The organism is Microcoleus sp. Pol10D4, from assembly GCF_036701555.1.
In the GTDB taxonomy this organism is placed as follows: Bacteria; Cyanobacteriota; Cyanobacteriia; order Cyanobacteriales; family Microcoleaceae; genus Microcoleus.
In genome coordinates, this window is the sequence record NZ_JAUBRA010000002.1 from 219215 (window position 1) to 232301 (window position 13087).

Annotated in this window: 12 protein-coding genes; all 12 read left to right on the forward strand. The window is 40.3% G+C overall.

Annotated elements, in window-relative coordinates; genetic code table 11:
• The first annotated feature begins 44 nt into the window (after window positions 1–44).
• Window positions 45–1031: a UDP-N-acetylglucosamine 4,6-dehydratase (inverting) gene (gene pseB, locus QUA36_RS02375; RefSeq protein ID WP_333455322.1), complete on the forward strand. Its 987-nt coding sequence runs from the start codon at window positions 45–47 to the stop codon at window positions 1029–1031.
• On the forward strand, window positions 1031–2197 hold the full coding sequence (gene pseC / locus QUA36_RS02380; RefSeq protein WP_333455323.1) for a UDP-4-amino-4,6-dideoxy-N-acetyl-beta-L-altrosamine transaminase: 1167 nt from the start codon (window positions 1031–1033) through the stop codon (window positions 2195–2197). The genes pseB and pseC overlap by 1 nt, the downstream gene beginning before the upstream one ends.
• A 135-nt stretch (window positions 2198–2332) precedes the next feature.
• A complete protein-coding gene (locus QUA36_RS02385) occupies window positions 2333–2818 on the forward strand; it encodes a pseudaminic acid biosynthesis-associated methylase (protein WP_333455325.1) in 486 nt (161 codons plus the stop codon).
• Between the two features lie 236 nt (window positions 2819–3054).
• The gene (gene pseF / locus QUA36_RS02390; RefSeq protein WP_333455327.1) at window positions 3055–3744 is read left to right on the forward strand and encodes a pseudaminic acid cytidylyltransferase; all 690 of its coding nucleotides are present in this window, start codon (window positions 3055–3057) and stop codon (window positions 3742–3744) included.
• Between the two features lie 17 nt (window positions 3745–3761).
• Entirely contained in the window at window positions 3762–4736 is a 975-nt protein-coding gene (locus QUA36_RS02395) for a Gfo/Idh/MocA family oxidoreductase (protein ID WP_333455329.1), read from the forward strand.
• 12 nt (window positions 4737–4748) lie between these two features.
• On the forward strand, window positions 4749–6041 hold the full coding sequence (locus QUA36_RS02400; RefSeq protein WP_333455331.1) for a DegT/DnrJ/EryC1/StrS family aminotransferase: 1293 nt from the start codon (window positions 4749–4751) through the stop codon (window positions 6039–6041).
• Window positions 6038–6580 carry a GNAT family N-acetyltransferase gene (locus QUA36_RS02405; RefSeq protein WP_333455333.1) on the forward strand — a complete coding sequence of 181 codons (543 nt, stop codon included), beginning with the start codon at window positions 6038–6040 and terminating at the stop codon, window positions 6578–6580. The genes QUA36_RS02400 and QUA36_RS02405 overlap by 4 nt, the downstream gene beginning before the upstream one ends.
• A complete protein-coding gene (locus QUA36_RS02410; protein WP_333455334.1) occupies window positions 6570–7490 on the forward strand; it encodes a hypothetical protein in 921 nt (306 codons plus the stop codon). The genes QUA36_RS02405 and QUA36_RS02410 overlap by 11 nt, the downstream gene beginning before the upstream one ends.
• Entirely contained in the window at window positions 7471–8958 is a 1488-nt protein-coding gene (gene pseG, locus QUA36_RS02415; RefSeq protein WP_333455336.1) for a UDP-2,4-diacetamido-2,4,6-trideoxy-beta-L-altropyranose hydrolase, read from the forward strand. Before QUA36_RS02410 ends, pseG begins: the two co-directional genes overlap by 20 nt.
• 9 nt (window positions 8959–8967) lie before the next feature.
• Window positions 8968–10044, forward strand: a complete 1077-nt coding sequence (gene pseI / locus QUA36_RS02420; protein WP_333455338.1) for a pseudaminic acid synthase — start codon at window positions 8968–8970, stop codon at window positions 10042–10044.
• A gap of 195 nt (window positions 10045–10239) precedes the next feature.
• The gene (locus QUA36_RS02425) at window positions 10240–11754 is read left to right on the forward strand and encodes a hypothetical protein (RefSeq protein ID WP_333455340.1); all 1515 of its coding nucleotides are present in this window, start codon (window positions 10240–10242) and stop codon (window positions 11752–11754) included.
• Window positions 11755–12041: 287 nt separating this feature from the next.
• On the forward strand, window positions 12042–13087 hold a 1046-nt coding region (locus QUA36_RS02430), incomplete at its 3' end, for a class I SAM-dependent methyltransferase (RefSeq protein WP_333455341.1).

The following is a 13087-nucleotide window of genomic DNA, read 5'->3' on the forward strand; positions in this document are numbered from 1 at the left end:
TGCTGTTGATTAGCTAATTGTCTATAAACCTAAAAAGGAGTTAAATGTTTAACGATAAAACAATTTTGATTACGGGCGGTACAGGTTCATTTGGGAAACAATGTGTTGAAACTCTTCTGAGTCAGTATCAACCTAAAAAAATCATTGTGTATTCACGGGATGAACTAAAGCAGTTTGAGATGGCCCAAAAGTTTGACTCTCTGTTAATGCGTTACTTCATAGGAGATGTCAGGGATGAAAAACGTTTAGCACTGGCTATGCGAGAAGTCGATTATGTCATCCATGCCGCCGCACTTAAGCACATTCCAGTAGCAGAATACAATCCAATGGAGTGCATTAAGACCAACATTAATGGGGCGGATAACGTCATTAATGTGGCTCTGGAACAAGGGGTTGACAAAGTGATTGCTCTATCTACCGATAAAGCCGTTAACCCCATTAACCTCTATGGAGCGACAAAACTAGCCGCAGATAAATTATTTGTTGCAGCCAATAACCTCGCTGGAGATCGGAAAACTCGTTTTTCTGTTGTCCGCTATGGTAATGTTTTGGGTTCAAGGGGTTCCGTTGTTCCTTTTTTTCAGAAATTAATTCGAGAAGGAGCTACTGAAATCCCCATTACAGACCCACGGATGACTCGGTTTTGGATTACCCTCAATCAAGGCATTGATTTTGTCCTCAAGAATTTTACGAGGATGCAGGGGGGAGAAATTTTTGTCCCCAAAATCCCTTCTATGAAAATGACGGATATGGCAGAAGCTCTGGCACCTGGTGTCCCTCATAAAATTGTGGGCATTAGACCGGGTGAAAAACTCCATGAAGTCATGTGTCCCGTTGAGTCCTCCCACTTAACTTTAGAGTTTGATGACCATTATGTAATTAAGCCCACAATAGAATATTCCTACAGCCTTGATTATACTACTAATGCTTTAGGCGAGCAGGGTATTCCTGTGGCTCAAGATTTTGTTTATAGTTCAGATGTAAATCAAGAATGGTTGACTGCTCCCCAGTTATTAGAGATCCTGAAGTAATGAATAAGTTTATCCCATACGGTCGCCAAGATATATCTCAAGCCGATATTGATGCTGTGGTTGAGGTGTTACGGTCGGACTGGATTACTCAAGGCCCAGCGATAGAAAGATTCGAGAAATTAGTCGCCGACTATTGCGGGGCTAAATATGCGGTGGCGGTTTCCAGTGCTACGGCTGCCTTACATATCGCCTGTTTAGCTGCCGGATTGGGGCCCGGAGATATCCTCTGGACTTCTCCTAATACTTTTGTGGCTTCCGCTAACTGTGGGTTATACTGTGGTGCAGATGTCGATTTTGTCGATATTGACCCCCATACTTACAATCTGAGTGTGGAAGTGCTAGAGCAGAAACTCACTCAGGCTGAACAACAGGGAAAACTGCCGAAAGTGGTAGTTCCTGTTCATTTTGCGGGACAGTCTTGCGAGATGGAACGGATTTTTGCCCTGTCACGAAAGTATGGTTTCACTATTCTGGAGGATGCGTCTCATGCTATTGGGGCCAGATATCAGGATAATCCTGTCGGAAGTTGTTTATTTTCCGATATGGCCGTGTTCAGCTTTCATCCTGTGAAAATTATCACCACAGGGGAAGGGGGAATGGTGGTGACAAATCGAGCCGATTTGTACGAAAAGCTGATTCGCTTACGGACTCACGGGATTACCCGCAACCCTGAGTTAATGCAGGGTGAGTCTCACGGGTTGTGGTACTATCAGCAGCTAGAGTTGGGATTTAACTACCGGATGACGGACATTCAGGCAGCATTGGGTGCGAGTCAGATGCAGCGTTTAGATGAGTTTGTGTCACGTCGTCGATTTTTATCGGCACGGTACAATGAATTGCTACAGGATTTTCCTCTGGTTCTGCCTTGGCAACATCCTGATACTGAATCTAGTTGGCATCTTTACATTATTCGGTTAAAATTAGATAAAATTGCTAAAACTCATCGACAAGTCTTTGAGGAATTACGACAGGCTGGGATAGGGGTGAATTTGCACTATATTCCTGTTCATACTCAACCCTATTATCAAAAATTAGGCTTTAAGTGGGGAGACTTTCCTGATGCAGAACAATATTATCGAGAAGCGATGAGTATTCCACTATATTATGGGCTAACTGAGTCTGACCAGGATAGAGTGATTGCCGTATTACGGGAGGCTTTTTCATGAGTATCACTCAAAAACTAGACTCAATCCTAGATAATACTAAAACTGTATGCTGCTGTGACACCAGTGGTTAATGCTGGGTAATAACTTTAGTGTTTATTATGAAAACCTTGACAACTTGAAAACTCAGTATTAACAATGAATACATCTTATCCAAGTAAACTTAAAGTTATGAGTGAAATACAGCAACAAAAATTCCAAACTGAACAAGAAAATTTCTGGGCTGGTGAGTTTGGAACTAACTATATTTCTCGGAATGTAGGGGAGGAGTTACTGGGGTCTAACCTCGGATTCTTTTCCCATGTACTCAAGTCTGCTCAAAAAATAGAATCCTGCCTTGAGTTAGGTGCAAATGTGGGTATGAACCTACAAGCTCTAAGGCTTTTGTTTCCGGGGATGCGTCAATGTGGCATTGAAATCAATCCCGATGCAGCGGAAAAATTAGCAGATATAATTGGTATTCAAAATGTTTTTCGCGGTTCTATTTTAGATTTTTCATCATCGGAAAGTTTTGAACTGGTATTAATTAAGGGAGTTTTGATTCATATTAATCCAGAAATGCTCAGAACTGTGTACCAAAAACTTTACGATTATACCGAAGAATATATATTAATTAATATGTGAATATTATAATCCCACTCCCGTTGAAGTTAATTATAGAGGTCATGAATGCAAATTATTTAAGAGAGATTTTGCGGGTGAAATGCTCGATGCTTTTAACGACTTGAGACTGGTGGATTACGGATTTTTCTATCATCGTGATCCCGTCTTTCCACAAGGTGATGTGACCTGGTTTTTATTGCAAAAGGGGTAATAAAACTTTGAGATATGAATAATTTTGAGAAAGGGTTAGATTTTTTATGAACATTGCCATTATTCCCGCAAGGGGGGGAAGTAAACGTATTCCTCGCAAAAATATTAAAAACTTTTTAGGTAAGCCAATGATCGCATGGTCAATTGAGACGGCGATCGCATCCAGACTGTTTGATCGAATTATTGTTTCGACCGATGATCTGGAGATTGCTGAAGTTGCTAAAAATTACGGGGCTGAAGTTCCTTTTCTACGTCCTGCCGACTTATCCAATGATTATGCAGGAACAACTGAAGTAATTGCCCATGCAACTCAATGGCTTATTAATCAAGATTTATCAATTGCCGCTGTCTGTTGTATCTATGCAACTGCCCCTTTCTTGCAAGTCGAAGATTTGAGGCGGGGTTTACAAGCTTTAGAGTCTGGGAATTGGAGCTATGCCTTCTCAGCAACAGACTTTGCCGCACCGATTTTTCGAGCATTTACAGACACAAAAGAGGGCGGCATCGAGATGTTTTTTCCAGAACACTTTTTAACACGATCCCAGGACTTGCCGCGAGCCTTACATGATGCCGGACAATTTTATTGGGGACAGCCATCAGCTTGGCTAGATGGCAAACGTATTTTTGACCGTTATTCCATACCGATCATCATACCGAGATGGCGTGTACAAGATATTGATAGTGAAGAAGATTGGATATATGCAGAGATGATCGCACCGATGATCAAAGATACATAATGAGCACAAGCCCTAAAATGCTGAATGTATTAATTGTTGGCTGTGGTAATATTGCAGGTCGATTTGATATGAACCGACTCCCAACAGATTTGCCTCTTACCCATGCGGGAGCTTATCATCGCGATCGTCGTTTTCAGATTACGGCTTGTGTGGAGCCTAATGAGGCATTACGTTATGAATTCATGAAATTTTGGTCTATTCCAATTGGATTTCGCTCAATTGATGAAGTCTTGAATGGTAAGCATCAATTTGATGTTATTAGTATTTGTTCGCCGACCCACTGTCATGCCCATGATCTTGAGATGGCAATCAGTCTAAATCCTAAGTTGATTTTTTGTGAAAAGCCGATTACTTTATATTGTGCAGAAACAGAAAGATTGGTTGGGTTGTGTCAACAATTGAATATTTATCTGGCAGTAAACTATACTCGCCGTTGGGATCAAGATGTTACTCAACTACAAACAAAGATCCAAAATGATCAATGGGGTAAGTTAAGATCCGTTATTGGTTACTATAACAAAGGACTGTTAAATAATGGTTCACATTTGCTTGATCTACTCAACTTTTTGCTGGGTAAAATAAATATTATCAAAGTTGGCAAGCCAATTTATGATTTTTTTGACCATGATCCAACAGTGCCAATGTGGTTAGAAACTGAGGATGGATGTCCCATTCATCTTGTTGCTGGTCATGCCCAAGACTACGCACTCTTTGAAATTCAGTTTATCTTTGCTAAAGGGTTGTTAGTCATGGAGGATGGTGGGATGTTTTGGCGTAATCGTCAAGTGATCGATAGTGAAACTTTTAAAGGCTACCGAACGCTTACTGATAGCACAAAAAATGCAGGTCATTATCCCCATGCCATGCTCCAAGCGATTGATAATATCTATCGAGCTATTACTGGGAATGAATGCCTCTCTAGCACGGGAGAGACAGCCCTTACGAGTCAACTTTTTTGTGAACAAATTAAACAATCTATTTCTATTTCCTAGAAGTACAAAATTATGACATTAACCAATCAACAAAAACTTGCCCTATTTGGTGGCGATAAATTCATCCAAACGACTTTTAAGCGATATAATTCGATTGGTACAGAGGAAGTAATTGCTGCTAAACAGGTCATTGAAAGTGGCGTGTTATCTCAGTTTTTAGGAACTTGGCATGAGGATTTTTATGGTGGTCCTAAAGTTCAGGAATTTGAACGCGCCTGTGAGTCTTATTTTGGCGTTAAAAATGCAGTTACTGTCAATTCGTGGACTTCGGGATTGGTTGCGGCAGTTGGTGCATTATCAATTGAGCCGGGAGATGAAGTAATTGTTAGTCCTTGGACAATGTGTGCTAGTGCCACAGCCATTTTACATTGGAATGCTATTCCTGTTTTTGCTGATATTGAGCCAGAGACCTTTACTTTAGATCCTAAGTCCGTAGAAGCGAATATCACTCCCTATACTAAGGCAATTATGGCAGTGGATATTTTCGGACATTCGGCTGATATGGAAGCGTTAATGGCGATCGCCAGCAAATATAATCTAAAAGTTATTTCTGACAGTGCTCAAGCACCTGGGGCGATGTACAAAGGCAAGTATGCAGGGACAGTTGCCCATATTGGTGGATATAGCCTAAATTATCATAAGCATATTCATACTGGTGAAGGCGGTATTTTGGTCACCAATGATGATGAATTAGCGGAGCGAATGCGCCTAATTCGTAATCATGCGGAAGCAGTCGTTCAGGATAAGGGTGTTACTAATCTCACAAATATGATTGGTTATAATTTTCGTTTGGGTGAAATTGAATGTGCAATCGGCATTGAGCAGTTAAAGAAATTAGCAACATTAGTTGAGTCACGTCAACAGCTTGCGGATCGCCTCAGTTTAGGCTTGCAAGAACTTGCTGGACTGCGAGTACCTATTGTGAAATCTGATTGCACCCATGCTTATTATGTTTATCCTCTGGTACTTGATGTCAATTTACTTGGCGTGAAACGTGATAAGATTTGGGAAGCGTTGCAAGCGGAAGGAGTCCCTGTCGCGAGACATTATCAAAATTTGCATCTTTTACCTATGTATCAACAAAAGATTGCCTATGGCTCTCAAGGATTCCCTTGGACTTCAGAGATTTGCCACCGTGAAGTTAATTATGCTAGGGGGATTTGCCCTGTTGCAGAAGAGCTAAATGATACCTCTTATCTAAGCATTGGTATGTGTGTTTATGATTTAACCAATGACGATATCGATTTAATTATAGGAGCATTTAAAAAAGTGTGGAACTCTCTAGAGTACGTTGCGAGTCCATGAATAATCAAGTACATCGAGCGATGAGATGGCCGATTACCGGAAAAATTGTGACATTGGATCAATTTAGTCTTAAAAATATCACGCCTGAGTATATTAGCTGGCTCAATGATCCCCATGTTCTTCAATATAGTAATCAGAGATTTCGTCAACATACTCAAGAGAGTTGTTTAGCTTATTTTCACTCTTTTGAAAATTCTGATAATATTTTTGTTGCAGTGTATCAAGATTCAAAATTTATTGGTACAATGACGGCATATATTTCTAACATTCATCAAACTGCTGATCTCGGCATCATGATCGGCGATCGCGAACATTGGGGTAAGGGTATCGGTAAGGACGCATGGATAACGTTGATGCAAGGATTATTTGAGCAATGTAAGCTCCGGAAGATTACTGGCGGAACGTTGAGATGTAATCAAGCGATGGTTAAGATTATGATTGAGACTGGGATGCAACTCGATGGAATCAGAATTGCTCAGGAATTAGTTGAGGGTGTTCCAGTAGATATTTTACATTTTGCAAAATTTTATGATGCTTGAGTTTTTACCTTCCCCCCTAGCCGTCGTGATGTATGATGCTGGAGCGGCAAATCACATCACAGCTTGGTTCAGATCTTTATCGCATCAAAAAAGAGATTTAGCCATTCATGCCTGTGTGACTGGTCCTGCCAGTTCTCTTTGGCTCAACGCATTTCCTCACTCAAAAATCAGAAGTCTTACCGATGCTTTACTGAATTGTAAAATACTGATTAGTGGCACTGGTTGGCAATCTAATCTGGAACATGATGCGAGAAAATTAGCACGCAATTTAGGAATTAAGTCAGTTGCCGTTATTGATCATTGGACAAATTATCGTGATCGCTTTATCCGTGATGCAGAAGAAGTTTTACCGGATGAAATTTGGGTTACTGACGAATATGCAAAAAAACTAGCAACCGATCACTTTCCTAACTTACCAATCGTGCAATTACCAAATCTTTATCTGGAGAGCATTGTTAGCGAAGTGCGGTTAAGGGAAACCTCTGTGGTGACATCTGCAACAACAAGATTACTCTATGTTCTCGAGCCAATCCGTCAAGTTTGGGACAAAGGTGATCAGCCGGGGGAATTCCAAGCTTTAGATTTTTTTATTAACAATATCAACCTATTACAATGCGGGGAACATATCTCGATCAAACTGCGTCCGCACCCATCTGATCACCTTGGTAAATATGATCAATGGATCAACTCACAAAATAATTTAGATATCTCTTTAGATGACTCTTTAACTTTAGCAGAGGCGATCGCCTGGTCGAATGTTGTGGTGGGTTGTCAAACTTATGCTATGGTTATTGGACTGGCAGCTGGTAGGAAGGTTATTTGTTCAATTCCGCCGGGAGTGGCAACCTGTGTTTTGCCACAAACTGAAATTGTTAAGTTAGCTGAGCTTCATGCTGATAATTCGTACTGATACTTCTACACAAATAGGCACAGGCCATGTCATGCGCTGCTTGGCACTGGCTCAAGCATGGCAAGACACCCAGGGACAACCGATTTTTGTAATGACAACTTCCGTACCAGCCTTGAAGGAACGCCTGAAGTCAGAAGGAATGCAAGTTGTCCACTTGACAACAGAACCAGGAAGTTTAGAGGATGCCCAGCAAACGGCGACACTGGCTCATCAGTTTGGGGCAACTTGGGTTGTGGTTGACGGGTATCACTTCGGAGGTGAATATCAGCAAATTCTCAAACAGTCCAAATTGCATCTATTATTTATTGATGATTACGGACACGCGGAACATTATTATGCTGATTTTGTCCTCAATCAAAATATCTCTGCTGACGAGCAATGGTATAACAACCGAGAACCGTATACTCAGCTATTGCTGGGCACTCGTTATACCTTATTGCGGCGAGAGTTTTGGCAGTGGCGGGGTTGGCGGCGAACAGTGCCATCAGTGGCTAAAAAAGTTTTGGTCACTTTGGGAGGTGCAGACCCTGATAATTTTACACTAAAAGTCATTCAGTCTTTGCAGATTGTGGAAGTGGAGGAACTAGAGGCAGTCGTCGTTGTCGGGGGAAGTAACCCACACTATGAGAATCTAAAAAGGGCTGTGCAGGATTCACGTTATCCCATCCAGTTGCAACAGAATGTCACCAATATGCCAGGGTTGATGGCTTGGGCAGATGTGGCTATTTCGGCTGGAGGTACTACTTGCTGGGAATTAGCTTTTATGGGTTTGCCGAGTATTTTACTGATTTTGGCGGAGAATCAGAGGGCGATCGCTGAAAAACTAGCAACTCTTGATCAAGCAGTTAATCTGGGTTGGCATCAAGATGTTAAAGAGCAAGAAATTGCCTCGACACTTTCTCAACTTTTGCAATCAGCAGAACAGAGATCAAAAATGATTAAAGTTAGCCAAAAAATAGTAGATGGAGAAGGAAGCTCGAAAATTGTACGGAATTTAGAAGCAAATTCTATTCAACTAAGACCCGTAATAGAAGACGATTGTGAAATTCTGTGGCAATGGGCAAATGATCCAGTGATTCGTTCCGTATCGTTTTCCTCAGAGTATATCTCTTGGTCAGATCATTTTCAGTGGTTTGCATCCAAGCTGGGCGATCACAATTGCGTTTTTTATATTGCCCTTAACCCAGATAATGTACCTATTGGACAAGTGCGCTATGAAATTACCCATAAAGAAGCAACTATTTCTTTAGCACTGGCAGAATCTTTTCGAGGACAAGGTTATGGTAGTAACTTAATTTTTTTAGGCTGCAAAAAACTGGGTCAAAACTCAGTCATTAAAATAATTAATGCTTATATCAAACCCGATAATTTAGCATCTATAAGAGCTTTTTTAAAATCTGGTTTTAAAGAAGTAGGAAAAAAAATAGTTTACGATCAACAAGCCTTACATTTAATTAAAAATTTATAATCTAAATAAATGATGCAAAAACCGATTCTAATAGCAGATAAAAGAGTAGGTAATACTTTTCCCCCCTTTATCATTGCCGAAATGTCAGGCAATCACAACCAATCCTTAGAAAGAGCCTTAGAAATCGTAGAAGCGGCAGCCAGAACAGGCGCACATGGCCTCAAGCTGCAAACCTACACCGCCGATACGATGACCTTGAACATTAAGGAAGGGGAGTTTTTTATTGATGACCCCAACAGCCTATGGTACGGTTACAGTCTCTACGAACTCTATCAGCAAGCGCATACCCCTTGGGAATGGCACGAACCCATCCTGAAACGGTGTAAAGAATTGGGCATCATTGGCTTCAGCACCCCCTTTGATGCCACCGCTGTTGACTTCTTGGAGTCTTTAGATGTCCCTTGCTACAAAATCGCCTCCTTTGAAAATACCGACTTGCCCCTAATTCGCCAAGTCGCCAGCACCGGAAAACCCATGATAATTTCTACGGGTATGGCTACAGTAGCCGAATTAGATGAAACCGTCAGAACCGCCAGGGACGCGGGGTGTGAAGATATTATTTTACTCAAATGCACTAGCACCTATCCCGCAACCCCAGAAAACACCAATCTCCTGACCATTCCTCATCTGCGGGAACTCTTTGGGGTACAAGTTGGTCTATCTGACCACACAATGGGCATTGGTGCGGCAGTTGCCAGTGTAGCGCTGGGTGCTACCGTAATTGAAAAGCACTTTACCCTGCGTCGTGCTGATGGTGGTGTAGATTCGGCATTTTCAATGGAATCCGAAGAAATGGCCCAACTTGTGGTAGAATCTGAAAGATCTTGGCAAGCTTTAGGTCAAGTTCAGTATGGTTCCACTGAAGCTGAGAGAAAATCTTTGATGTTTCGTCGCAGTTTGTATGTGGCTAAAGACATGAAAGCTGGAGAGGTGTTTACACCGGAGAATCTGAAAACTGTACGTCCTGGATTGGGATTACCACCCAAATATTATGATGTTCTATTAGGGCAAGCCGTTAAGCGTGATATTCAAAGGGGTAAACCTGTAACATGGGATTGCCTACAACAGCCAGATCGATTACAATGATGAGACTCTAGGAGACTTCGGATGGGTGTTTATGATTTACTGAATAGAAGAAGTACGAGCCAATTTAGCCCGTTCAAAACTTTGGTTACAACAAGTAAAGTCTGATTTAGAAAAATACAAGTCAAATTAAGCTTCTTCTGTATTAATCAGGTTCAACCACAATAATAGATGTTAATTAAGTGTTAGGAGCAAAGCATGGAAATCAGCAAATTAGGTCTCAATCGATTCTACGGTCACTCTGCTATTATAAAAAATTACTGTGGATATCCAGAAGAATTACCTTTGCCTTTAGTCATCCAGCATGGAGGATCGGGATCCTGTAATATTTCTGCTGAAGTGACTACCGAATATTTATTTGATTATTGGGTCTGGGACGAAGCCGTAAAGGAAATGAATGTAAAAAAACACCATCTACCACCCCAGACAATTCACGTTTTAGGTTCTCCTTTTATTTATTTAGCTGATGAAGTGAAACCTTCATTGCCAGTTTGTGAAAGGAAAGGAACAATAGCATTTCCCAATCATTCAACTCCCTGTGCCCCAGCAATAGAAGGCTTTCAAGAGTACGCTCGCCAATTGCAAGCCTTACCAGATAAATTCCATCCGATAACTGTTTGTTTACATCCCTATGATATATCTCAAGGTTTGCACATCCCTTTTCAAGAAAATGGATTTACAGTAATTTCCTGCGTTCCCGATGTCCTTACACACTATGAAGATATCGTGAAGAATCCCGCGTTATTTTGGCAGCTTTATGCTCAGTCTTATTCGCCCTTTTACTTGACGAACTTTATTAAGTATTGTACGGAGAAAAAATATGCAACATCTAATTTTTCGTCAACACCTACTTATTACTCTATCTATCTGGGTCTTGAATTTTTCATGTACGGTAAGAAGACCCAGTATACTACTGGGGAGTATCATCTGTCTCCTCCAGAAGATGTGCAATATTTCCGACAGATGGAAACTACTTTAAGTCTCACAGATGAGGGTGAAGTCCCAGATTGGGACACTCAATGGGAAATCGCTTCTGGGCGATTGGGCGTTAAACATAAAATGGGAAAAGATGAACTGTTATCTTACTTAAAAAACTTATATCAATCTCGTCCTTATGTAGAAGGATTAAGGCAAAAGTTTGTTCTTCTTGATGAAACTCAAGCACAAGTGCAAACCATACAAGCTCAACTTCAGCAATCTACGATTCAAATTGAAGAAGTTAATGCTCAACTTCAGAAAATTCAATCAGAAAAAGATGCTTTACAGCTTCAACTTAACCAAGTGCACTCAGTGAAAGAGATATGTCAATTTGTACTGAAGCAAACTCAATCGCAATTCGAGCATTATTCCCCAGGTTTGGCTGACGAAAAATTCCAACCCAATGTACACAGTATTAACTCAGATATAGATGTTCTGAATCAATTATTTGACCAACAAGAATCACTATTGAGTCACAAGAAAGCCTTAGAACTAGAACCAGCTAATGCTTTCGCATATCATAGGTTAGGTCAAATCTTGATCAAACTGGGTTATTTAGAAGAAGGAATATCCTGCTACCATCATTCTATTCTATTGGATGAAAATCTAGCTATTGTTTATTCAGATTTAGCTGAAGCAATGGTTAAATTAGGGAGCCTGGAAAGGGCAATATTTTACTATCGTCGTGCAATTAATCTCAAATTTCAAAAAAAATATGAACTGAACGCAGAGTAGGCAGATGTTACTTGTTTTTTCGATCGTTTATTAATTTTTTATGCTTTTTTATGCTTTATGCTTTTTTAAACTCTAGTTAGTTAAAAAGTACCTGGGATTTGAAAAGATAAGTTTACATAATGCGTAATAGGAGTTGAGACAGCACATGAACCATCACACCACAAAATTAGACATCCTGGTGATAATCAGTATGCAACTTTTGGGTAGTTCCTTAACAGCTTAGATATGGTTGATGTAAAATCAACGAATGTAACGATAAATTAAACGTGAGGAGGATATCTAAATATATGGAAATGGCATTTACAGGAGAAAGATACGTTCCTACCGTCCAAGGTCGTATTCGGTATGAGCATTTACATCGCTATGCTTTAGCACTAGATTTTGTTCGAGGTAAATCAGTTCTTGATATTGCTTCGGGTGAGGGATATGGAAGTGCTTATTTATCTCAAGTTGCGAACTCTGTTATAGGTGTTGATATTGACAGAGAATGTATCAACTTCTCTCGTAAAAAATATGGTAATATCTCCAATTTAGAATTTATTGTCGGCTCTTGCGATGCTATTCCTATTTCTAGTGAATCTCTTGATATAGTAACATCTTTTGAAACCATTGAGCATCACGATAAGCATGATGAAATGATGCGAGAAATCAAGCGAGTTTTGAAGCCGGGAGGAGTTTTAGTGATTTCCGCACCTAATCGTTTGACCTATTCCGAAGATCCCAAATCTGCCTCCGCTAACCCTAATAATCAGTTTCATGTAAATGAACCTTATGAATATGAATTCATAAGTTTACTAAGTCGTTCCTTCAAAAACGTTAAGCTATATGGACAGCGATTAGCCATAGGATCTTTCGTGTATCCATTGTTAGCACAAAATCTCCAATCAAGTATTACCTCTTATACAACCCAAGAAAATGCACTTACTAAAAATTTCACTTCTTTACAGGAACCTATTTATTTTATAGCAGTATGTTCTGAGGAAATAGATAATACGCAAGAACGGTTAGATTCAATTTTTATTGATGATAAAGATGACGTTTTGATAGAACTTGAAAACGATACGCGAGATCACTTAAATCAGGCAACTTCTAATTTAGAGTTAAAAGAAGTCAAATTATCAGAATTACAAGATGAGGTTGATCAACTTCAAGCATTGTTATCAAACTTTCAGTCTCAACTGCAACAGACTGAGGGTTTGCTAGAACAATCCCTCTCTCAACTGCAACAGACTGAGGGTTTGTTAGAACAATCACAGTCTCAACTGCAACAGACTGAGGGTTTGTTAGAACAATCACAGTCTCAACTGCAACAGACTGAGGGTTTGTTAGAACA